This window comes from Mesorhizobium loti (assembly GCF_013170705.1).
GTDB lineage: Bacteria > Pseudomonadota > Alphaproteobacteria > Rhizobiales > Rhizobiaceae > Mesorhizobium > Mesorhizobium loti_D.
This window is the reverse complement of the sequence record NZ_CP033334.1, coordinates 2820993-2844750: the sequence shown is the minus strand read 5'-3', so window position 1 is coordinate 2844750 and position 23758 is coordinate 2820993. Positions and strand designations below refer to the sequence as shown.

Genomic DNA, 23758 nt, shown 5'->3' with positions numbered 1-23758 from the left:
ATGAAGCGCTTTCCATTTGGAGTTCATACGTCGATCGGCGGTGATGGAACCCAGCCGACAACCGCCAGGAAGCCGCGTGCCATCCACATGATGTCGGAGCCGATGGTGCGCTGCGGATAGTAGGACAGGTCGAGTCTTGCCTTGGCCGGGAAAATGACCTCCCGGTAGAACAGGATCGGATCCACGGATTGGGGAAAGAAACGCGCCTCGTGCCGGAAAAGAACCTGCGTTGGGCCCAGCAGGCCAGGTTTGTAACGCAGAACGGCCTCCAGGCCACCGTGGAAGCAATCGGCGAAAGCCAGGCTCTCGGGTCGTGGTCCAACGATCGCCATCTCGCCTTTGAGGACATTCCATAGCTGCGGCAATTCGTCGAGTTTGGTCGCGGCGAGGAACCGGCCTACGGTCGTCATGCGGCTGTCGCCAACCATGGTCAGGGCGAGGCCCTGGGAGCTGCAGTCCACCCTGAACTTGCGGAACTTGTACATGCGGAAGGGTTGGCCGCCGGCGCCCATACGGGTTTGCACGAACAAGACGGAGCGGCCACCTTCGAGCAGAAGCGCCACGGCAATCAGCAGCATCAGCGGTGCCAAAATGACGGACGCGGCGCCGGCGACCGCGAGATCGATCGAACGTCTCACGAAGCCATGCGTGGGGCTTGAGACGAGACGCCGGTGGAGGGAGAGGTCTGATGCATTCATGCCGCGGTTCCTGTCTGGGCGCCGCTGCTGAGCGCGGCTGCCAGCGCAGCCACAACTGCTTCCGCGACAGGTGACGTGATCTGGGGGTGCAGTGGAATTGTCAGCTCTCGCTGAGCAAAATCCTCTGTGCGCGGCAAATGAGTGTCGGGATACCGCTCACGATAGAACGTCATCTGGTGCACCGGCGGATAATGGATCGTGGTCTGTATCCCCAGCGTCCGCAGTTCGTCGATAACATCCTGCCGCCTCGCATAGCGCGGCAGGAGGATCGGCATGATGTGGTAAGCCGAAGTCCGGGGTTCGCTGAAGGGAACTGTCACGGCAGGGCAGCGTTCCGCGATGAGGCGCCGGTACAGTACGGCCAGGATGCGCCTGATTTCGTTCCACTCCTGCAGGTTCTGCAGCTGAACCAGTCCGATCGCCGCCCGCAGCTCATCCATGCGGTAGTTGAACCCGAGCATGGTGACATCGTATTGCGGCGTACGACTGTTCAGCCGCTGATGTGTCCCGGTGGTCATGCCATGCCCGCGGGCCTGGCGAATCCTGTCGAGCAGATCGGGGTCGCGCGCAATCACGGCGCCCCCTTCCGCCGTTGTCATGTTCTTGTTGCCATAGAAGCTGAAGGCAGCCGCTGCGCCGAATGTCCCCACTTCCCTCAGGCCAGGGGCATGCGCGGCATCTTCGATGATATGCAGCCCTCTAGCCCGGGCGAAACGCTGCCATTGCTCCCGATTGGGGAGGTAGCCCGCGAAGTGGACGAGAATGACCGCCTTTGTGCGTGGCGTGCACCGCGCTTCGGCTTCCGCGAGCGACATCAGCGGCACGTCCGCCGACTCTATGTCCACAAAGACCGGCGTGGCCCCGACATACAGCACGGCATTCGCGGTCGCCACGAAGGTCAGTGACGGAACCAGCACCTCGTCGCCCGGGCCGATTCCCAGCGCATGCAGGATGAGATGAAGCGCCGCGGTACAAGAGCCGACCGCAACGCAATCCTGCGCGCCATGGATGTCGGCAAAGGCCTGCTCGAAAGCTTGTACCCGCTCTCCCATGGTAAGCCAGCCGCTATCAATCACCTTCGATAGGGCTACCTTCTCCGGTACACCTAGAATTGGTGCGCTCACCAAGAGCATCTTGACCTCCTGAACTGTTATTTGCTGGTTCGGCCTCTACATCTGAAGTCTTCACGCGGCCGCGGCGGCGACCTCGATCGAGGTCGACTGCTCTTCCCAGGCAATCGCCTGTGCGTTCTGGAAGTCGTCAACACGACCGATGTCGAGCCAGAGACCGTCGTGCTTGTACACATGCACGGCCGTGCCGCCCTGCATCATCTGGAGCATCAGATCGTCGAACCCGAATGGGATGCCGGAAGGAATGAACCGCAGGACATCCGGGTTCATGCAGTAAATGCCCATGCTGACGAGATGGGAAAGTGTCGGTTTTTCCCTGAAGAGCTGAACGGCATTGTCGACCTCGTCGATGACGCCGAAGTCCATCTTGATCAGTCGGCAGGCAGTGGCGATCGTAACCGGATCCTTGTGCATGCGGTGCGCGGCCACGAACCGGCTGAGGCTTAGATCGGTAAGAACATCGCCGTTGAGCACGATAAATGTATCGTTCAGTTCTTCCCTGATCAGGGACAGAGGCCCGATGGTGCCGAGCGGCTCCATTTCCTGGGTGTATCTGATCTTCAGATTCCATTGCGATCCATCTCCACAGACGCTGCGGATCAGGTGCCCGAGATAGCCGGTCGTGATGTAGACCTCTTCTATGCCGTTGCGCCGCAGCCACTTGAGAAGCAACTCAAGAACGGGCCGGGCTCCTATCGGCATCAAGGGTTTCGGCAAGACCGACGTGAAGGGCCGAAGGCGCGTGCCCATTCCGCCACATTGAATCACCGCTTTCATCCGATCCTCCCTGAATTACAATTTGGTTCTGTCCGGGCATCTCGTGTTCGAGTTCATTCGGACTGGCATCCGGTCCGACCCTCGGCGGCAATCCGAACATCATACGAGAAGGGTATGTGACAGCTGGGGTGGCTGTCGTCGTGCATTCGAATGGCAACGAGCCAACGCTTTTCCGGTATTGAATTTTCCGCGAAATCGAGGCCTGCCTGAGCGGTCAGGACTTGGCCGCGAGCAGCGTTCGCCGAGTACGGGTATTGGCCCTTGGGGCCCCAGCGAAGGCAGGTGCTGGCATCAAAAAGCCGTGAGGCACCGCGACCTCTCGTGCTCGATATCGCTCAGCAGGCCAGGTAGCTCGCGCAGGGTTAAAAAAAATAACAGAAGCTTTTTCGCAATTTAGGATTATATTATCCATGCGTGATGTTCGCGGGTGGGGACGCCGTGGATATCACTGTGATGTCACGACAGGTGGTTGATCACGACTTTCAGCATCGCCACAGTTGTGTCCATCACGGAGGAATGGGAGGTTTCAGCGGGTTTTCTCGTCGGGAACCGAGTGAGCGTTGGGGTAGTTCAATGTATCGGATCGTCATCGCTGACGATCACGGCTTGTATCGGCGCGGCTTGCGGCTGGCACTTATGGCTGGCATTCCGAATGCCGAAATATTCGAGGCTGCGTGTTTCGATGCCGTGGTCAATCTTCTTGAGGAGCAGGCATCCATAGACCTTGCGATCCTCGACCTTAACATGCCCGGACTGTTCAATCAGGAGGTTCTCGGTGACGTTCTATCGGCCTATCCTGGCACGCGCTTTGCGATCGTTTCCGGGGATGATTCGCGCTCTGAGATACTGACCGCTCTTTCGATCGGACTTCACGGTTACATCGTCAAGTCGCAGAAAGACGAGGAAGTCGTGCTGGCCGTAAACGAGATCCTCTCCGGCCGGATCTATGTGCCGGCGCTGTTGTCTCGAGCGTCGGCTGAGAGGCAATATCCGACCTTGCCCCCGGCGAAAAATCCAATTCGTCGGAGCGTGAACGGCGCCAATCTCGACAGACTCACACCGAGACAGCAGGATGTCCTCAAACTGATGGCGGAGGGATATTCGAACAAGGAGATCGCCCGCAATCTGGATATTGCCGAGGCGACAACGAAAATCCATGCTGCCGCCATTCTGCGCGAGCTCGGGGTCCGAAACCGGACCGAAGCAGCCGTTTTGCTGCAAAGCTGGCTGTCGAGGAATGTCAACTGACGACGGATCGCTCAAGGTAGGTGGTTTGGGTGACATGCACGGTATGAGAACTTAAAGCGTATCACGAGTCCGTCGCGCAAATGGCGCGCTTCAGAGTTCGATTTCCTTCCGCGACAGTCGCAATGAATACCGCAGTCCATGCTCCGATATTTCCAGTTTCGGGGAATGGCCGACAAGCGGCGTGCCGTCGACTCCGATTATCATGGAACCGAAACCGTGGCGCACGACCTTTGCGTTCTTCCGCCGCCCCGATTCCACCCAGTCGAACACAAGATCGTCGCCCGCGCCGGCGGGTGCGAATTGCCACTTAACCTCAACCCTGCCTTGTGAGTCACCCAGCGCACCGTGTTTCACGGAGTTTGTCGTCAGTTCGTGAAGTATCATCGCAAAGCTCTCGGCGGCGCCACCTGGTACTAAAACGGAGGGGCCGCTGATCGTTATATCCCGTGTTTCCTTGAAGGGCTGCAGTTCCTGGGCCACGAGCTCGTGAAGCAGCCCTGAAATATTGCTGTGACCTGAAAGGAGCATGTGAGTCGCTTCCAGCGTTCTGATCCGATCGATCAGCATTTCCTTGTATTTGGCAACGTCGTTCTCGGGAACATTGATCATCTTCACCAAGGCCGTGATGACCGGGAACAGGTTGCTGAACCGATGGCGTTCTTCGCGCATGATGCGCTCGCGCTTCTTCACGGCAGCGCGAAGAAGCGTGGTTTGTCGACGCTCGGTGAGATCGGCAGCCACCCCGATGCGCAACGGTCGATCGCCGTGTTTTTCCTGCCGACCACGCAGGGCAATCCAGCGCACATGGCCGTCCGTGCGTCGGACACGGATCTCTATGTCGTAATTCACACCGGACGATGGTTTTGCCGAGGCCGCCAGCTTCAGCCAATCGGCCGGATGAATCACGGTCGAGAGCTCTTCCAGGGGGCGGACGCGCGTTGGCGGCAGGCCAAGGATGTCCCAGAACTTGTCGGAGCCCGTGACTGTCCCCTCCTTGAGATCGATACGCCACGTGCCCAGGCGTCCGGCAGACAGGGCGAGATCAAGCCATTCCTTCTGAGCCCGGAGAGCCTCGCGTGCGGCTCGGCGCTCGGAAATATCGTCGATCACCACGAACACGCTCTCGGTGGAGACCTCGTCGGGCCGCGACGAAGACAGGGCCAGACGAGCCCAGAATGCCTTGCCGTCCTTCCTCAACAGGCGAACATCCGCAGCGGATGACGCGGCGCCATTGCTCAGATCCTTCAACAAATCCCGCACGGCATCTCGATCGTCAGGAAGAACAAGCGCCTCCAGCTCCAGTTGCGCAAGTTCCTCTTCTCCGTAGCCGGTCATCTCAAAAAGACGTCTGTTCGATTGCAGCAGTTCGCCACTTCGATTGGCATTCGCAAAACCCAAAGCCGCGCGCTCGAAGGCCCAACGATAGCGGCCCTCGGCGGCATCGATGGCAGCAAGCCTTGCCTCTGCGACCTCAAGCGCCTCGCGCAAATCCTGTCGCAGGCGGTGAAACACAAACGCGATCAGCCCACCCGAAACCAGAAGGAAGATGGCGCGCGTCCAATCCTCCGCAGAGATTTGAGAGTTCAGGACGCGCCGTTCCCACAAGCCGGCGGCTGCCATGAGAAGTGTCGCGGCGATGGCGAGCAATCGCCCTTCGAGATATGCAATGACAATAATCGCCGGAATAAATGCAATAAATGCTGCATCCTGCCCAACATGTACTGTATTTGCTGCTTCGAATACTAAAGAGACCGCCAGCACCAACAGCGAAGCTACATGAGCTAACGGGGAGCCTGACACATTCAATTTCAGTCGGCGCAGAAATGAACCCATGCGCCAGACTACAACCTTCCGTCTAGTCCGTCGAGACTAGGCCATGAAAGGGCAACCTAGTACCACTGCCGGATTGCCACGCTTTTCCCGGCGAATAAGATCGAGGGTTGGAAGGGCTCATCAGAACGTACATTTCGACGAACGCTGCGGAATCGTTCTGCCGCGGAGTTCTTCAACTATGTCGAAACACAAGACAGAGGAGCGCGCTCTGGGCGATATGTAAAATTTAGAGCAAGTAAATAATGCGTAATTTACTTGCGTCAGAAGCAACTAGGGTTGGGGTAGAAGCTATGACACTGATTGACAGGCACAACGACGTGGCTGCGGGCAGCCAATACATCGTACTAAGGAATACTCGCAATGCACGCTCGACACAGCTCCCGGATCGATCGGACGCCAGAATTGGCGGGGCGCGGCGACGCAGTTTGGAATCCATAACCGGCATGCTCGACCGCATAGGCTGCGGCTATCTGGTGCTGGATCGCGACAGAAAAGTAATCGAATGGAACGGGGCCGCTCAAGACACACTGGAGCGCCAGGGCGAAGCGGCCGAAACGGCCAGCGAGCTTTCCGCGGGACTAAGGCGACTGGTCGCGAATGTTCCGGTCCATTTCCAGCCAGGCTCGCTGTCATGGGTGGTGATCCGCAGCAGAGGCGACAGGCCGGTGATCCTGAATGAAACGGGTGTCATCGCACCCGACGGGACGAGCATCGTCGCCTTGCTGGATCGGGAGAACACCTCAGCGGCCAATCCTCAGACATTGCAAAGGATGTTTGGCCTGACCAGCGCGGAAACGCAGCTGGCATTGCGCCTGGCTCAAGGCGATGCGCCGCTGGAGATCGCTCGCAGTTGGCGCCTCAGCCGCACGACGATCCGCTCCCAGCTTGCCTCTCTGTTCGCCAAGACCGAGACGAAGCGCCAGGCAGAGCTGGTTGCTCTTCTGGGGCGCATTTCGGTCCTGCCGTGAGATAGGCAACCCCGCCGGATATCAGCATCCGTCCGGATCCACACGATCGGGAGCCAGCGTTGCAACGCAGCCGGCGGCTGCGTTGCTCAGGTCGTGGAACTGACGCCGCTCTCTCTCACCATTTCGATGCGGTCGCACACAGGCAGCGCCTGGGGTCTCGAAACAGGAGTGACTTGCTATGGCCGAACTGAATTCGACAGGGCGGAAGCTGGCGGATGCCGCTCGCGTGCAGTCTGACGGCGCTGTCTCGGAACTTGCGCGCGCTGGGCCGGTCGTCGTCACAGGTGCCGCTGGGTTCATCGGATTTCATGTCGCGTCACGACTTTTGCGACACGGCGTCGAGGTTGTCGGCGTCGACAATTTCACGCCCTACTACGATCCAAGGCTAAAGGAAGAGCGATTTGCACGCCTCTGCGCCGAGCCGAGGTTCACGCCAATGCGGATGGACCTCGCGGACCAGGCGCTCGTGAAAGCGCTGTTTTCGGACTTCCGGCCGTCGCATTTTGTGCACCTCGCCGCTCAAGCTGGAGTGCGCTATTCGCTCGTCGACCCGCATGCCTATGTGCAGTCGAACATCGTCGCGTTTCTCAATGTCCTGGAGGGTTGCCGGCGCACCGGCGTCGGCCATCTCGTCTATGCTTCGTCGAGCTCAGTCTATGGCGCCAATCGAAGCATACCGTTTTCCGAGCACCATGGCGCCAGCCATCCGGTCAGCTTCTACGCCGCGACCAAAAGCGCCAACGAATGCATGGCGCATTCCTACAGCCACCTGTTCGGCCTGCCGGTGACCGGATTGCGCTTCTTCACCGTCTATGGTCCCTGGGGCAGGCCCGACATGGCGGTCTATACATTCACCCATGCCATAGCCGAGGGACGAACGATCGAAATCGCCAATGCCGGCCACGTGTGGCGAGATTTCACCTATATCGACGACATCGTGGAAGGCGTGGTTCGCGTGCTCGCCGCGCCGCCGCGCGCCGATCCCGATTGGGACAGTCAGGCAGCCGATCCCGCCACCAGTTCGGCGCCCTATCGGATCTACAATATCGGCAATGACCGGCCCGAGGAGATCAACCGCCTGATCGCCATCATCGAGACGGCGCTCGGCCGCCGCGCACTTCGCGTCAATGTGCCTTTGCCTCCGGGCGACGTTCTGGAAACCCGCGCCGACGTCGGCGATCTTCGCCGCGCTGTCGGCTTCGCGCCGGCAACCGCACTCGAGGACGGCGTGCAACGGTTCGTGGAATGGTACCGGGATTTTCACGGAAAGCAGGCCAGCCGGGAAAGGCAAGCGTTCATTCCGGCATAGAACAAGACAGCGGGTGGCTGGCGGTAACCGGAAAGAGGACAACGCCGGTTCATCAACCCAAAGCCCATGGGATCCACGTGCGAACGGATGGCGTTCGCCCTGCCCCCTGGAGCAGTTCATCATCTCATGGACATGGCGAACTTTTCTTAACTATTTGTTTTTCATTATTTTTCTGGAAACCCGTTTTCCCCGGAATTGCCCTGGCCGGCAGCACTGTGGCGCTCGATCAGTCTGCCTTGGGATACGCCGGCACCGGAAATGGACGCAACTGCTGCCGGGCGCCGGACCCGACTCCCAAGAGGCGCCGGGCACGGCCAGTCAGCGGCTTCTCGAACAGGCGGTAAGTGATGAGTGCCACGCCGAAAGTGGTCGCCAGCGCCAACGCGATAAAGGTCCATGGGCCAAGCAACAAAATCAGGCCAGTTCGCCAGAAGATGATACGCATGGCGCGGATCACGAACGGATGCAGCAGGTAGAGAGCGAAGGACGCATCGCCAACACCAGCGCCCCATCGCGCGGCCCGACTTTCATGCCTCAACTCACTTGGCGCCAAGGCGGCACTCCAGACGATGAGAGATGCCGGGATGCCGTAAACAACGGGGCGGGCAATGCCGATCGAGATTTCGGGAAATGCCGCCGCGAGCATCAGGGCGGCCAGTCCCGTTGCAGCGACGCAGGCCCTGATGAGACCGGATGGCCGCAGGCCAGAGGCGCACATGATCCCGACCATCACGCCAAGGGCGAACTCGAGAATGATCGGATCGGTCCAGAACGCGAATGGCTCTCGCAAAGGCGCCGCGAGACGGCCCGCGAACACCATCCCAACCAGGGTCGTGAGCAGGACCGTGACGGCCCAGCGCATGGGGAGCACGATCGCCGCCGCAAACAATACGTAGAAAAGCATCTCATAGTTGAGTGTCCAGCCTAGCTCGTAGAGCGGCTGAACGACGCCGTCAGGGCGAGTGGCGGGGATGAAGAAGTAGGATTCGATTACGAACCTGGAATTGATGTAGGTCTGGTTGAGGAAGGTGGGAGCGAGCAACGCCACGACAAGATAGAGCGTGGTGACCGACCAATAAAGCGGGATAATCCGAGCTATCCGGCGAGAAAGAAAGAGACGCGCGCCACCCGTCTTTGCGAACAGCTGTCGCGACGTGTGCACCATGATCAGGCCGGAAATCACGAAGAAGATATCGACTCCAGCGCTCCATGGTACCGGATTCCAGGCTTGAAAGGTTCGGCCGGCCTCCAATTCCAGGCTCGCCGCATCATGCTGGGCGTGACGCAGCGCAACCGAAGTTGCCGCGAGGGCGCGCAGAACCTGGACCTGTGTGAGGGTTTGACGTTGACCGGGCTCGACAGGCGTCGATCTTTCGGACCGATGGCGCATCGAAGACGTCGAGGCCGACTCCATTGGTTCTTGTCCCATGGATGCTCCGCAGCTTGCCACAACACGGTGACGACCGTCCGGAACTCACGCATCCTTCGAATGACTGACACTGCCCGTAAAATATGATGGCCCTGCCAGCAGGCTATCAGCCATCTCGGAGGTGCCAAGCCCATTCGCCGCGATGCCGATGAACATGCACCAGGCTTTCGTTCACCGACTGTTCGATGACGCGGACCGGCGCCGATGGATGAAGTGCCTCATTTGCCCGCCCTCAAGAACCAATTCCCCTGTTGGGCGTCAATCGCGCTCGGCCTGATCGAGAGCAGAGCAAAAACCAAGCCCGGCAAGATTTTCAGTCGCTTGCCGATATAGATGGCCATGGCAACGCTCCAGATACTCAGGGCAAGCGCGACACCCACGGCAGCGCCGATCGGGCCGTACATCGCGACGCCGACGGCACAGGCCACGATGTTGGCCGCGGCGCCGGCGACCATCGTCGTTGCGGCGGCCCATTCGTTTCCAGTCATGGTCAGGAGATTCTGCTGAGGCCCGCACAGCGCGACAAAGACATATCCCAAAATAAGAACACGCGCGATTGGCGCTCCCGCGCTGTAGCCCTCACCGAAATAGCTCAAGAACGGCTCGACGATCAACATCATGGGGATGGCCACCGCTATGGCGCCACCAGCGGAAAGCAACGTGGCTCGTGCGAAGAGCTGCTGCAGGGCCTGACGATCTCCCCTGGCATGCAGATCGGCCGCGGTTGGCGAAAACATGGTAGCGACGGCGATGCGAGAGAGCCCCACAAGCATCGCGACATTCAACGCCAAGGCGAAAATACCGGCTTCACGAATATGGTCTGTCCAGCCCAAGACCAGCACCCCTGCCCGGCTGACAAAAACATCGAGCCCGGTGATGAGCATGAGCGGTGGGGCTGCAAACCACCATTCCCTTGATTCATAACTAGGCTGAGTCTGCCGCAGCCCAGGTGGTTCAAACCTCCTCGCGGTGATGAACACCAGCCCTACCGTGAAGGCGGAACTGATCAGCACCGCCACCATCACCGCCGGCGCGTCCACGACCCGTAGTGCGGACTTGGCCATGATCGCCACCAATATCAGCAGGAGCCCATCTCGCACGATGCGCTCCGGCAAGAGCGCCGAGACGACGCCCCCAAAGGCACGTATGAGCGTAGCGCCAATGGCATAAGCGGTAACCAAGGGTACGGCCGCCATGCCAAGCACGATACTGATCTCAAGTCCGCTTCGCATGTGATCCGATTGCGCATGATCCGAGAAGACGAGGACCAGGGCAGCGCCCGTCATCCCGAATAGCGTCGCCGCAAGAAGCGATTTCTGCAGGGCGAATTTTATCACCCCCCGCGCCAGATCAAGCCTGCCGTTGGCTCTGTAGGCGGGCACAAAACGCAACAAGGATACATTGAAACCAAGCGTTGCCAGATAGGCGAGCACTGAGGTCCAAGCCAGAACATAGGAGTAGATGCCGTAATTGCCGGGCCCGATGAGACGTGCAATGGCCAGCTGTGCAAGGCTCGTCAGCCCGGCACCTCCGATATATATCAAAAGGGCGAAGACGCTTGCTCGAGCGAGCCGCGAGCCGACGTCCTTGTTCCGTCGAGGTGTGGCTGTTGAGGGAGGGGCGGCGGGATAAACTGAAGCCTTTCGAGACACGCGACTGTCGAGACCCATGACGTGGGTATCGGGGACGCCTTCTCTTCGGTCTTGACCTGCCAATCCCCTATCCATCCGCGAAAGCGCGGAAATGATTTGCTTCTCGACCGTACAAATACCCTTGAACGTCGATTGACTGTCGACATTGTCGACGGGAATGATTTTTCGGCCGGAAGTCGCGAGGAGGTCATTTATGGATTCGAACACACCAACGGAGAGCATATTCACGTTCAAGTCGGCCTCAAAAACCCGCTCCGCCGGCGGTTGGTGCTTGATCCGCTGCCGTAAACGGTTCTCCACGACATCGGACGGCACCACCAGCCTGATGGTGAGATCGGCCCGCGGCGCGAGGCTGAGCGCCGTTGCGAGCACGTCGTTGTCTGTGTTCCCATTGAAGGTCGCCAGCGTTCCAATCGCTTGAACGTATCCCTGGTCGAAAATTATAATATCAGGCGATCGCTTGGCCCGGCTCCAGCAATGCGAAAGATGCAGAAGATATCGCCAGATACGAGCGCGCCAGATTCTCTTCTTTGGCGTTATCAATCTTACAATCGACAGCGAAAAGGAAAGATCGTTCGCTATCCCCCCCGAGGAAAGCAATATTCTTAAAGTCGAGAATATTGCCGACGCGATTCTCGTGATGAACAGAACGATTCCAAGATCAAGGCTTCCCGCCCTCGTGCTGGGCTTATAGCTGAGGGCGACCTTGGCGTTATAGCCTTTCCCACGCAATTGCTCCGCCAGCGCGTGTGCAAAGGTTGTCTTGCCGGATCCTGGCGGTCCAAAAAATTCAATGATCATTCCGGGTCAGGTCCGATTGTGGGAACGCACCTGGTTCCCTGTGGTATTGTCAGGAAGCGGAGGCGACGGCCCATCAAACCTTCGCCAACAGGAGGTCGGCGTTGTCCCCGACCCGGTAGCCGCCGTGCCTCTTTAGATTCACCTGGGTGAGCACGCTCCCCACTGGAACGGCGACGGATCCACCGCCCCGGAGCGACTCCAGAACACCACGGGCAATGCTGCGCCTCGTCCTGTCCCAGCGAACGGCGAAAAGCACCGCGTCAGCCCAGCGCTTCAGAAGTCTGGTTTCTGGGCCGCCGAGTCCCAGCGGCCCGTTCATGATGACGACGTCGTAGACCGACAGCAGTTCGTCGGTGAACTGCGATTTGTCGACCGTCGACAGAAGCGTCAGCAGATCATCCGAAGGGGCTGGAGCGGCCATGAGATCGATGCCGATTTCTGGCATTCTCGTGATTGCATCCTGCAGCGTGCAGCGTTCACTCACATAGTCTCCGAAGGAGTTGTGGGCCTTGACGGTGCTGAATTCGCCACGAAACTCGTTCGTGAGCCGCACGTCCTTGCGATCGAGGTCGAGGAAAAGCACCTTTCCGCCCAGTCTGGTTGCCGCCAGCGCCAGGCTCCATGCCAATTCTGTCTTGCCCTCGTCCTGGATGCTGGACGTAACGAGGATGATATGCGGCGGCTGACCCCTGCCCTGGGTTGGCGCCGCGGTGACGAGAAGGGATGTCGCGGCTCGACTGAACGGTGAGTTCTGCTGGCCCAGTACCAGATGCCGCAGCTGTCTCGCGTGAAGTCCCGAAACCTTGGGAAGCAGCCCTATGCACGGAATCCCAAGCTCGGCCTCGGCTTCAGCTTCGCTGCGCAAGGTCTGATTGAAATTGTTGCGGATCAGAACGAACACCGCCCCCATCAGGCCAAACACGATCATGCCGGGTGGAATCAGGAAAATTGGCGACAGGGTCTTGGGATTTGACGGCGGCCATGCCGTTGAAAGAACCGCTACGCCTGGCGAAGGAGCGGCGATGCGCCGTATCAGATCCTGCTGGCGGCCAAGGAGCTCGTTGTAGTGCTGTGTCACGATGGCCACCTGCGGCTCGAGGGCACGCAATCCGGAAAGCTGGCTCGCGGTGTCGGCCACGGCCGCGTCGAGCACTCTCTTGCGGTCCTCGAGAGCCGCGACCTGCGCGCGGTAGACATTCGCCTCCGCGGCGATGTGCGCGATGGCCTGTTCCATCTCGAGGGTGATCGCGCTGCCCGGATCGCCGTTCGCGGCGGCCGGCTGGCGTGCCATCAGGTCCGTCAGCACAGGCGATCCGATCTCTTCGGCTATGGCCGAGACAGGGGCGCCCGCCTTTCGCAGGTCCTCGATATGGCTAAGGCGCGATTCCGAGGCGGAAAGATTGGCTTTCGACAGGAAAATCTGCCGGCCGAGTTCCGCTGTTTCATTGGCTGCGTTGTTGGCCGCACCTTGATCAACGGCGCCGTGTGTCAGCCGGTAGGTCTCCAGCCGATCGGTCGCTTCGACCAGATCCTTTTGTACTTGCGGCAGACCGGCGACCAGCGACTCCAGTTCGTGCTGATCCGATGCACGGCGTTTCTGCACGAGGTCTTCGATATAGACCTGAGCGAATGTGTTGGCGATGAGCGCCGCACGCGCCGGACTGGCATCGGTGAAGCCGATGGTGATGACGCGCGAGCGCAACTCTTGTCCGACCCTCATCCCGTTCCGCAGCGTCTTCAGCTCGGCGGCATCGGCGGCCTCAGCCGCTTCCGGACTTCCCGCCGCCGGCTTGTCCTGCGACCAGATCCGGTTCAGGAGATTGCTCACGAATGAGCCAGCGGCGGGCGGGACGGCACTGACGCCGTTTTTTCCGGCAGCATCGGCATCCTGAGCCTTGCGTAGCGCGACCAGAACTCGACGCAGGTGGGCTTGCGACGAGAGCATCGTCAGATGGTCATCTATGCTCGAATCCAGCGAGTCTTGAACGAGCGCCGTGCCGCCCGGATTGCCGGTGCTTGGGGCGTCGATGATGACCTGCGTCGTCGCCTCGAACAGTACCGGACGGGTAAGACCCGCCAAGCCGGCCAGGATGCCACCCAGAAGGGCAACGGCAAGCAAGAACCATTTTCTCGTCGCCAGGGTGACGACGAGCTGATGGAAGGGAGACGACGGTTGCATATGCTCGCGTGGCGGTCGCCTCATCCGCGAATTGGTGTCAAGCGTAGCGACGGCCATTTGCGTAGCGCGCGGAAGCCTGGCGCGGCTGGCTATGGAACCTTCCATCTCAATCCCCTGTCAGTTCGATATCGTAAGAAAGATGCGTTGACGGCGCCGATGGCCGCATGGCTTCGTTGCGCCACGCCTGGAACATCAGCAGCGGCCACAAGTCGCGGAAATGATCCTGGTTGCCACGCAGGTGATCGCGCCAACATGCGTCGACCTTCGCACAGTCGATGATCCCGTCTCCGGACAGGCGTGTCGTGGCTATGATATCCGTTGCCCAATCGCGCAGGGGTCCTTTCAGCCAGGCTCCGACCGGAACGTCGAAACCTTGCTTCGGCCGATTGACCAGCGAGCGCGGGACATACCGATCGAGGAGCTGGCGAAGGATCCATTTGCCCTTGCCATTTCGGACCTTGGCGCTGGTCGGCAGGCGCCAGGCGAATTCCACGACGCGATGGTCGAGGATCGGGCACCGCCCCTCGAGGCTGTTGGCCATGGTGGCGCGATCGAGCTTCACCAAGATGTCGCCCGGCAGATAGCCTGTCATGTCGTCGAACAGGAGACGCGAAAGCAGGTCGTCGAGCTCTGCCGCGACGGCAAGCGACGCCGGCGGCTTGCGATGAAGGAGGCTGTTGGTGGAAGACCCCGTCAGTTGCCGAAGCAGCTCGTCTTCGTCTCGCGCCGCGAGCAGGCCGGCGAGGCGGTTCAACCTGTCACCGCGCAATCCGTGCCGCACACTCGCCGAAAGCGGCAGGCTGCCGAAGATGTCTCGGTGGGAGGCCTGGGCCAGCAATCCAGCCCCCGCCGCCAACATTCGACGAAACGATGATGGCAGCTCATGCTGCCTTCTGAGGCGCGTTGCCAGGAAGTGCCGGGAATAGCCCGCGAAACACTCGTCGCCACCATCACCCGATAGAGCCACGGTTACGTGCTGCCTGGCGAGGCGCGAGACCAGCAGCGTCGGTATCTGCGACTCGTCGGCGAACGGCTCGTCCCAGATCCGCGGCAGTTCCGGAATGACTTCAAGCGCCGCGGCCGGTGAAAGGTGAAGTTCGGTATGATCGGTGCCCAGATGCCGAGCAACCGCGGCCGCATGAGGGGCCTCGTCGAACCCGCTCTCACCGAATGCTATGGTGAAGGTGCGAACGGGCTTCCGGGACTGAGCCTGCATCAGCGCGACGACCGTCGAGCTGTCGATTCCGCCCGACAGGAAGGCGCCAAGCGGGACATCCGCAATCATCCGTTCCTTGACGGCAAGGCCAAGCAGCCTGTCGAGCTCTGTCGTAAGCTCCTCGTCGCTGCCGGCGATCGGATCCCGTTGCGCCTTGCTGGCGACATCGGCCAGCGACCACCAGCGGCGAACACGATGCGCAAGCGACCCGGCGCCGCGGGCATTGGCGAAATCCGCCGCCGTCACCGACAGAACTGAACCGGGCGGCAGCTTGAACACGCCCTGCCAGATGCAGAGGTCATCCGGCACCCACCCTTTCGAAAGCATCGTCGCCGCCGCATCGACGTCGACTTCCGGGTTGAAGCCCGGGAAGCATGTGATCGCCTTCAGCTCCGAGGCGAAGACGAGCGCTTCACGTGTCGAGGCGACATAGAGCGGCTTTTTGCCCATTCGGTCGCGGGCGAGATGAAGAATCCGTTTCTTCAGATCCCATAGTCCGAAAGCGAACATGCCGGCGAAGCGCTGGAGTGCCGTATCGAGGCCCCAGCTCTCGATCGCGCACAGCATGACTTCCGTGTCGCTGGTGCCGCGGAAATGATGGCCCTCCCCCTCCAGTTCGCGACGCAGATCGCGGAAATTGTATATCTCGCCATTGAAAGTGATGACGTAGCGGCCGCTCGCAGAATGCATCGGCTGGCGCCCCGCCTCCGACAGGTCGACAATGGCCAGACGTCGGTGGCCGAAGGCGATCCCGGCCTCGCGACTCTTCCAGAATGCCTCGCCATCGGGCCCGCGATGACGAAGGGCCATCGCCATCGGCCCGATCGCCCTGAGGGCATTGGTATCGGCTGCATCTGGCGCCAAGAGAATTCCGGCGATCCCGCACATTCTAATATCTCCTCTGGCGAATGATCGTGGGAACCGACTGAGGCGTTCCAGCGACGAGGCAGAGGGTCAAAGAGAACCACACGATCGGGTGCCGGATGATCAGGTGCGGAGCACTGAAGACAGCGATAGATGCTGTAAGCGCCACGAGAGCGTCCAGCCTCGCACGCCAGGCGGACCAGGCGGCCGAGCCGAGGATCCACAGCAGGGCCAGGACTGAAATCAGGCCGCCCTGGGTGTAGAGATCGAGGATCGTGCTATGGGCCTCGAAGGGTCGCGGCAGAAACTGCTGATTGACCACGGGGGGAGTATCAAGGTGTGGGCCTGGGCCCAGCCCCAGAGATCCGGATCTTGCCCCCTTGTCCAATGCCGCGTCCCAAAGGTAAAGGCGAAGTGCCGCGGTTTCCGCGGTCGCTTCCCCGCCCTTGTCCTTGGTGAGGCTCTTGGCGAAATCTTCGGCGCTGGCGGCCTCGCTGATGGCGTAAGGCGCCATCGATACCGCCAATGGAAGGAACGCAACAGCGAGCAGGAGGCCAAGTTGTCGCGAAAGGCTGGCCTTGCCGCCATCGCCCGCCAGCAAGGCCCGCATCCGCAATCCGAGAAGGATCAGGCAGGCCAGGACTGTCGTATAGAGATAGGTATCGCTCTTTGTCAGCCTTCCGACGTAGAAGGTGAGGATCAGGCTGAATAGCCCAAGGCATCTTCCCAACGGATTGCTGGTGGTCATGGCAAGATGCAGGGCCAGGGGACCAAGCAGAGCGCAGTAGAGTGCAAGCTGGTTCGGATTCTCAGACCAACCGCAAAAGCGATCCCAGTACCAGGGACGGACGCCAGACTGATGGATCCAGCCGAAACCAACCCCTACCTGAATGACAAAGCAAGCACTCGCGATAGCGATCATCCACCAGGCGATACGACGTAAACGGACAGCCGCGTTCGGCTCCGCGGCGGCCAGGCAGGTGACGCAGGCCAACAACGCATACGCCATCGTGTCGTGCAACAAAGGATCGAGGAACAGCGTGGTCGTCAGAAAGCCGATGATGGAACCGACGCCCAGGGCAAGCGTCAGGATCAGCCAGAAACGTGCAAGTTTGGCCAGGGCCGGCGTTACCTCCAGCCGGCCGCCAGCAAGGACCCGCGTGATCGACAGCAATATCCAGAGCGTGAGGAAGAGTTCGCTGTAGCCGAACGGCAGCCCGGGGATGCTGAGCTGCACCGCGTAGGACATTGCTATGCCGAAGGCCAGGAACGCATCACGAATCATTGCCGCGCCTCACCCAATCGGGGGTTTCGCGCACGCTCTTCCATCATTGTCGCGGGGGCCGATCGAGCAAGACTGCCGCTGCCACCGAGCACGGTCTTGTATAGCTCGCAATACTGGTCGACGACCCACGACAGCGAAAAGCGCTCCCGCACGAGTCCGACGGAACGGCCGCCCATGATTTTTCCACGGGCGCGGTCGGACAGGATCTCAATTATTCTGGATGCGAATCCTTCCGCGTCGCGCGGCGCGACGAGATAACCGTTCCAGCCATCCTCGACCACGTCATTGCAGCCGGGCATTCTCGAGGCCACGATAGGCAATCCGGACAATCCCGCTTCCAACAGCACGCGCGGAATCCCCTCGCGATATTGCGTCGGAAACGCGAACAGATCGGCCATGCCAAGAAGGGCTGGAACATCCCGCCTTGGCCCCAAGGCGATCACGTGAGGAGCATATCGCTCGATATCGGACTTGTTGACCGCAAATGGACCTTCGGAATCCTGCGGGCCAACGAGCACGAAACGCGCGTTGGGCCTCTCGGAGAGGATGCGGGGAACCGCCTTGAGCAGGGTCGGGATCCCCTTCTGACGGGTCAGCCGACCGACAAAGATTACGACTTCGGCCGAATGAAGGCCCAGTTCCTCGCGCACCGTGGCGGCTGACGGACCACGATACCGAGCTGTCGAGAATGCATTCAAGTCGATACCAGAGCTGCGGATCAGTCGCGCTTTGCCGTTGCCCACCAGCCGGTAGCGCTCGAAGAAGGCTTGATCGTCGCGATTCTGGAAAACGGTCATCGCTGTCCACAACGATGCGAGGCCCTGGAGAGCGCAGAAGACCGGACGCAGCGCCAGAGCGCGCGGCTCCAGCGACGAGAATGTCCAACCAAGGCCATTGATGGTGCGGATGACCGGAACCTGCCCGCGCACGGCCAAGGGCGTCAGGAGGTTGGGCTTGGTGTCGAAACTCTGGACGATGTCCGGACGCAGTTCGGACATCAATTTGCGGACCCTTCCGAGAGCGCCCCATTCCCCGCCGCCGCTGCTAAAGCGGTCGAACCCAAATCGGCGATGTGGGATGCCATGGAGGGAAAAGGGCCCCCCCACGTCGCTCGACACGGCAGTGACTCGAAAACCCTTCTCGCGCATCGCCAGCAGGAATGGGATTCTGAGACGGTGATCCTCGCCTCCGATGCAGACAAGGTGCGGGTTCATCCCATGCCCCCAGGATGCCGGCAGTATCCCGACCGCATCAAATGGCTGGCTCTTGGATCCGCTCTCATGACCGGTTCATCGCCCCTACACGCACAACGCCCAAACCCACGCTACCAAACCCACGCTAGGAGCAGGGCTTCCCGCTGTCCTCGTCTGTTTGAATGAAGCAGGCGCTGGACGATGCGGCGATGATAGGTCGGCGCATATCGGATCGCCGAGTCCGATCCGGAATCATTCGTTCTAACGATGCCACGACCAGCATGGTCGCGTACGACACTGCAAAGCCAATCAGCAAAAGGGGAATTGCGTTGGAAGCGTTCGGGCGCCCGCGTTCAAAAAGCCCGTTTCCACGCGCTTTGGCGTCTGTTGGCGGATTGGCAAGCCGGCAGGATGTTGCGATTATCCCCAATATCGGAATCGGACCTCCAGACGGCTTCACATGGAAACAGGCATCGACGCGCCCTCTGGACGTGGACGGACCAACCAGCCACCCGTTCCAATGGATGTGCGACGATTTCTCCGAAAAACCGGCGTTCTGGCATCTGAAGCGAGTTGTCGAAAGATATCCGGACAAAACCGCGATCAGTGACGGCTCCACATCGCTCAGCTTTGCGGAATTGTTGAACGCAGTCCAAAACCTGGCGAGTGCCATCGCTGGTTCGGTCCCGCCGGGCAAGGCGGTCGGGCTCCTTATCGGGAATGCGCTGTGGTATCCCGTGGCCATGCTCGCCGCCATGCGCGCTGGCAGGCCTGCCGTGCCGTTAAATCCCCGGGATCCGTTTCAGCGCCTCGCTGCAATTGCCACCAGCGCGCGGCTGGCCGCGATCGTCAAGCCAGGACCAGGTGGGCCGGCGGGCTGGCCGGATGCCTCGCCCCTGAAATGGATCGATGCGGCAAGCTGCATGGGCGCAACGGAAGGCAGCTTTCCGGCGCTGCCGTCCGATCCGTCGGTCGATGCCCCGGCAATCGTTCTGTACACGTCAGGCAGCACCGGGACTCCCAAGGGTGTCGTAAACAGCCAACGGGCGATCCTTCACCGCGTTCAGCAATATGTGGATGCCTGCCACATCGGCCCCGATGATGTGTTCATGCCGCTGACAGGGCCGGCGACAATCGCGGGATGCCGCGAGATGATGACCCCCATGCTGTGTGGGGGCACGTTGTATCTCCTGGATATAGAGAGTGCCGGCATTCGCGCCGCCCGCGACAATTTCAAGAGATGGCAGGTGACGGTCGCCTATCTCGTGCCCGCGCTGCTGCGTGTGCTGATGAATGGTGCCGCGTCCGACACATTCTCTTCGCTGCGGATCGTGCGCGTTGGTGGAGAAAAGATCTTATGGTCGGACATCGACCGGCTCCGCGCCAGCGTTCCCGAGTCCTGCTTTGTGCAGATCAGCTACTCATCCACGGAAACAACAGGCACGCAGTGGTTCCTGCCGAGGGATTATCCGGAGCAGGGCGCAACGGTCCCGGTTGGCTTCGTCCTCCCCGGCATCGAATACACGATCGTGGGGGAAGACGCATGCGAGGTCGCCTCGGGGGAGGAGGGCGAGCTCTTGATCAAAAGCAACTATACCACGCTGGGCTATTGGGTGGATGGGGAAAACGTTCCTCTTCAGGCAAGCTCCGCCGATCCCCGACTTCGGATCTTCGCAACGGGCGATCTGGTCAAGGTCGACGACACTGGACGGATGTGGATCGTCGGACGAAAGGGACGCCAGATAAAGATTAATGGAAGACGCGTCGAGCCCGCCGAACTGGAACTCGTCCTGCGCCGCGCGCCTCAAGTGAACGACGCCGTTGCGGTGGTGACGGACGCGAACGAACTGGTGGCCTTTGTCGTCCCGGCGAGAGCTGGCGGAAGCGAGTTCATCACTGAATTGCGCGACTTGATCAGGACAGCCTTGCCGCCGGCGGTTCATCCAACGCGGCTGCACAGTGTTGCCGAGATACCGCAACTCAAGGGCGGCAAGGTTGACGGCGTCAAGTTGCGGGATCTGGATCGCGCGCTGAATGCGCAAAACGCCCAAAACGCGCAAGATGTCCGGCCGGCGGCCGACCCACTTGACATCGCGGGCGTCGCGGCCGCCGTCTGGGAGAGGATACTCCCGGGTAAAAAAGCGGCTGGCAGCCACTGGGACGATGCCGGTGGCGATTCACTGAAGCTGCTGCAATTCGTCATGGAACTTGAGACAGCCTTGGGACGTGAACTCAACCTGGAGGCGTTCACCGTCGGGATGAGTTTCGCAGATGTCGTCAGGGCCGCGTCGCCGGGACAAGATACAAGCAAGTCGCGTGTCGATGCCTCCGACGCCAAGCCCATCCTGTTCATTGTGCCTGGATCAATCGGCTACGGTCCAAGCCTGGCGGCCTTCGGCGCCGAAATGGGCACTGTCGCCAAGGTTGTTGCGGTGCGCTACGGGGACCTTAACGATCTGCTCAAGGGCCATGACACAATACCGCTAATGGTGGATGCGGTCGTCGAGCAGATCAGCCAGGCCCAGCCGGAGGGCAATGTGAATCTGATCGGCTATTCGCTTGGCGGCGGCGTCGCGTTCGAGGCTGCCGCCAAACTTGCTGCCGCGGGTCGATCGGTCACGTTTCTGGGAATCCTCGACACCAACATCGGGCCTGGGCGGCACAACTACCGCGAAACCCTCGCGCGCACCGTCCAGCGCATCCGCACGCATAGAGTGACGGTGGATCGCATGATCTTGCGGGCGCTCGCAAAATTGTTTGCCCAATTTGGTGCCGAGGCTGTCCTGGCAAGGGGCATCGACTGGCTGAAATGGGGGGCTTTGGCCAGGACGCGATTCATTCTGCGCCTCGAGCTCGAGGAAATCCTGCGGATGCGTGCATTTGGCCAGTGGCTCGCGCGACCGAAGCCCGCATTGCCTATTACCGCCACCTTGTTCCGGTGCAGGCGCACAGGCGTTCCGGCAGACCTTGGCTGGAGTGCTTTCGTTGCCGATCTGAGCATAGTCCCGATCGTGGGCGGACACCTCGACATGCTCATTGAACCCTATCTCAGCCATAACCGTCCGTTGATAGAAAGGGCCTTTCTGGTGCGCGGCGCATAGCAAATAAACGGTCGCCATGAGCGCTCCGCAGTCGAGCGTGAAGCGCCAAATATCCTTGGATAGTCAACAGGCCTCGGAGCCAAGTCGGCCGTCCGAGTCCGCGGCGTTTTGCTCGCTGTGATCAACGATTCTATCAAGGGACGCCGGTTTTTGATTTGTCTCTAATGTATCCTCTCCACTAGGCAGGTGTGGGGCACCTACCGAATCGGACGAAGGATATCTGCATGACAACCCTCCACTATGCCTCGGGTGGGTCGGCCTCCCAGGTCGCAACCGCCGGATTCAACCTTGTCGACGTTTCATCCGTGGACGAACTCAACGCCCTGCCGGCTGGCACGAAAGGCCTGGTCTGGCTCGATGAAGCCAATGGGGCGACCTCGTCCTTTATCCAGAAAGTCACGCCCTTCATCGGCAATCCGAAGGTGTTTGGCTTCTTCCTGGTCGATGAACCGGACCCAACCGGCAAATGGGGAACCTACGCCACCGCCGCGAATTTGAAGGCGGAATCCGACTGGATCCATTCGAATTTGCCGGGCGCCAAGACCTTCATCACCATGATGAACATGGGGTCTTCCGCAAACCCTGATTTTTCGAACACCTATAATCCGGCCAACACGCATATCGACTATTACGGGTTGGACCCGTATCCGGTGCGCACCGGAACAAGCACGGTCGATTACAACATGATCGACAGGACCGTGGCCGCGGCTGTTGCCTCGGGCATTCCGGTCAGCCAGATCGTTCCGGTTTACCAGACATTCGGCGGCGGCAGCTTCACGACCGACACCGGCGGCCAATACGTCCTTCCCTCCGTCACCCAGGAGCAGACCATGCTGGACCACTGGTCCAAGCTGGTTCCGACCCCCGCCTTCGACTATGCCTATGCATGGGGTTCCCAACAGGGTGACACGGCGCTTGGCAACTCGCCGGCGCTGCAGGCCCTTTTCCTCCAGCACAACCAGAGCGACGCCGGCACGTCGTCAAGCGGCGGCACCGGTTCATCCGGCGGCACCACCACCGTGACGCCGCCGCCCACCACAACCACGCCGGTGCCCCCGACGACCAGCACACCTTCAAGCAGCGATCACGTCTTCTACGGCACTGGCGGGGCGGACGTAATGCACGGCACCACCGGCGCCGACACGATGGCCGGCCGTGGCTACAACGACACCTATTATGTCGACAACGTCGGTGACAAGGTGGTGGAAGTGAAGGGCGGCGGCAACGACACCGTGCTGGCATCGGTGAGTTATGCGTTGTCGGCCGGGTCGGAGATCGAACATCTCGCCACCACGAGCCGATCCGGAACCACCGCCATCAACCTCACCGGAAACGAGTTTTCCCAAACCATAGAGGGCAATGCCGGCAACAACGTCATCAATGGAGGTGGCGGGCGAGACGTACTGACCGGACATGGAGGCAAGGATGTCTTCGTCTTCAATTCCGCCCTCAAGGCCGGCAATGTCGACAAGATCACCGACTTTAATGCGTACCAGGACAAGATCCAGCTCGACCACTCTATATTTTCCGGCCTTCAAAAGGGCGCCCTTCCCACCTCGGCCTTCTTCGCCGGCGCGGGTGCTCACGACAGCAATGACCACATCATTTACAACAGCTTGACCGGCGCGCTCTCTTTCGACAGCGATGGGACAGGCAGAGCACATCAGATCCAGTTCGCCACTCTTTCTCCGCACCTGTCGTTGACGGCATCCTCGTTCATCGTAACGTGAGCCTTGGGGACGTCAGGCCCTGATCAACAGGGTCTGACGTTTTCTTGAATGCACCTCGGCGGAACGAAATCGCTCCAACGAGCTTTTGTTCGTCATGAGCGCTCGCGGCATCGAATTCCTGCAGAAATGGGTGGAGGAAAACGTTCCACCTTTTTCGAGGGCCGATCCGGCCCTTGCGGCTAAACTCGCCGAACAAGCGACCGCGGACGCCATCAAGGCGGGGATTCGGCCCGAGGAAATCTCGGAAGAAGTCGGAAGCATGCTGACCACCATGCTTGAAGTCCTCGATCACCGCGACACCGAGTGATTGCGCATCCGGCTGCATCGGCAGCCGGCATCGCCGCA

16 protein-coding genes are annotated in these 23758 nt (G+C 60.4%); 6 read left to right on the top strand and 10 right to left on the bottom strand.

Features of this window, described 5'->3' with window-relative positions; genetic code table 11:
• Positions 1-23: 23 nt before the first annotated feature.
• Genes EB815_RS13780 through EB815_RS13770 form a run of 3 tightly spaced genes read right to left on the bottom strand, consistent with a single transcriptional unit; the run spans position 24 to position 2605 of the window.
• Positions 24-698: a sugar transferase gene (locus EB815_RS13780; RefSeq protein ID WP_056567890.1), complete on the bottom strand. Its 675-nt coding sequence runs from the start codon at positions 696-698 to the stop codon at positions 24-26.
• Positions 695-1831, bottom strand: a complete 1137-nt coding sequence (locus EB815_RS13775) for a DegT/DnrJ/EryC1/StrS family aminotransferase (protein ID WP_056567887.1) — start codon at positions 1829-1831, stop codon at positions 695-697. The genes EB815_RS13780 and EB815_RS13775 overlap by 4 nt, the downstream gene beginning before the upstream one ends.
• A 51-nt stretch (positions 1832-1882) precedes the next feature.
• Positions 1883-2605, bottom strand: a complete 723-nt coding sequence (locus EB815_RS13770; RefSeq protein ID WP_056567884.1) for a nucleotidyltransferase family protein — start codon at positions 2603-2605, stop codon at positions 1883-1885.
• Between the two features lie 573 nt (positions 2606-3178).
• On the opposite strand from EB815_RS13770, the gene EB815_RS13765 reads away from it, so the two are divergent.
• Positions 3179-3853 (top strand): LuxR C-terminal-related transcriptional regulator, encoded by a 675-nt coding sequence (locus EB815_RS13765; RefSeq protein WP_056567881.1) that lies wholly within the window; start codon positions 3179-3181, stop codon positions 3851-3853.
• Positions 3854-3943: 90 nt separating this feature from the next.
• Here the strand turns inward: EB815_RS13765 and EB815_RS13760 are convergent, their stop codons facing one another.
• Entirely contained in the window at positions 3944-5686 is a 1743-nt protein-coding gene (locus EB815_RS13760) for a sensor histidine kinase (RefSeq protein WP_065005146.1), read from the bottom strand.
• A 443-nt stretch (positions 5687-6129) separates the two neighbouring features.
• Here EB815_RS13760 and EB815_RS13755 point away from each other — a divergent pair, with 443 nt between their 5' ends.
• A complete protein-coding gene (locus EB815_RS13755; protein ID WP_245303329.1) occupies positions 6130-6654 on the top strand; it encodes a helix-turn-helix transcriptional regulator in 525 nt (174 codons plus the stop codon).
• A gap of 178 nt (positions 6655-6832) precedes the next feature.
• Entirely contained in the window at positions 6833-7963 is a 1131-nt protein-coding gene (locus tag EB815_RS13750; protein WP_244493990.1) for an NAD-dependent epimerase/dehydratase family protein, read from the top strand.
• A gap of 226 nt (positions 7964-8189) precedes the next feature.
• Here the strand turns inward: EB815_RS13750 and EB815_RS13745 are convergent, their stop codons facing one another.
• The 6 genes from EB815_RS13745 to EB815_RS13720 all read right to left on the bottom strand — a co-directional run bounded on the left by EB815_RS13745 (position 8190) and on the right by EB815_RS13720 (position 18603).
• Positions 8190-9392, bottom strand: a complete 1203-nt coding sequence (locus EB815_RS13745) for an acyltransferase family protein (RefSeq protein WP_081294814.1) — start codon at positions 9390-9392, stop codon at positions 8190-8192.
• A gap of 218 nt (positions 9393-9610) precedes the next feature.
• Positions 9611-11845 (bottom strand): oligosaccharide flippase family protein, encoded by a 2235-nt coding sequence (locus EB815_RS13740; RefSeq protein ID WP_056567871.1) that lies wholly within the window; start codon positions 11843-11845, stop codon positions 9611-9613.
• 73 nt (positions 11846-11918) lie between these two features.
• A complete protein-coding gene (locus EB815_RS13735) occupies positions 11919-14129 on the bottom strand; it encodes a GumC family protein (RefSeq protein WP_056567868.1) in 2211 nt (736 codons plus the stop codon).
• A 1-nt stretch (position 14130) separates the two neighbouring features.
• Positions 14131-16128: an asparagine synthase (glutamine-hydrolyzing) gene (asnB, locus tag EB815_RS13730; protein ID WP_056567865.1), complete on the bottom strand. Its 1998-nt coding sequence runs from the start codon at positions 16126-16128 to the stop codon at positions 14131-14133.
• A 1-nt stretch (position 16129) separates the two neighbouring features.
• Complete coding sequence (locus EB815_RS13725; protein ID WP_056567861.1) at positions 16130-17389, bottom strand: O-antigen ligase family protein; 1260 nt, start codon at positions 17387-17389, stop codon at positions 16130-16132.
• A complete protein-coding gene (locus EB815_RS13720) occupies positions 17386-18603 on the bottom strand; it encodes a glycosyltransferase family 4 protein (protein ID WP_056567859.1) in 1218 nt (405 codons plus the stop codon). The genes EB815_RS13725 and EB815_RS13720 overlap by 4 nt, the downstream gene beginning before the upstream one ends.
• 161 nt (positions 18604-18764) lie before the next feature.
• Between EB815_RS13720 and EB815_RS13715 the strand changes: the two genes are divergently transcribed.
• The 3 genes from EB815_RS13715 to EB815_RS13705 all read left to right on the top strand — a co-directional run bounded on the left by EB815_RS13715 (position 18765) and on the right by EB815_RS13705 (position 23720).
• Positions 18765-21683, top strand: coding sequence for an AMP-binding protein (locus tag EB815_RS13715; protein WP_244493989.1), 2919 nt, complete (start codon positions 18765-18767; stop codon positions 21681-21683).
• 224 nt (positions 21684-21907) lie between these two features.
• Positions 21908-23413, top strand: coding sequence for a calcium-binding protein (locus tag EB815_RS13710; protein ID WP_056567853.1), 1506 nt, complete (start codon positions 21908-21910; stop codon positions 23411-23413).
• A 94-nt stretch (positions 23414-23507) separates the two neighbouring features.
• Positions 23508-23720 (top strand): DUF768 domain-containing protein, encoded by a 213-nt coding sequence (locus EB815_RS13705; RefSeq protein WP_065005147.1) that lies wholly within the window; start codon positions 23508-23510, stop codon positions 23718-23720.
• Positions 23721-23758: the final 38 nt, after the last annotated feature.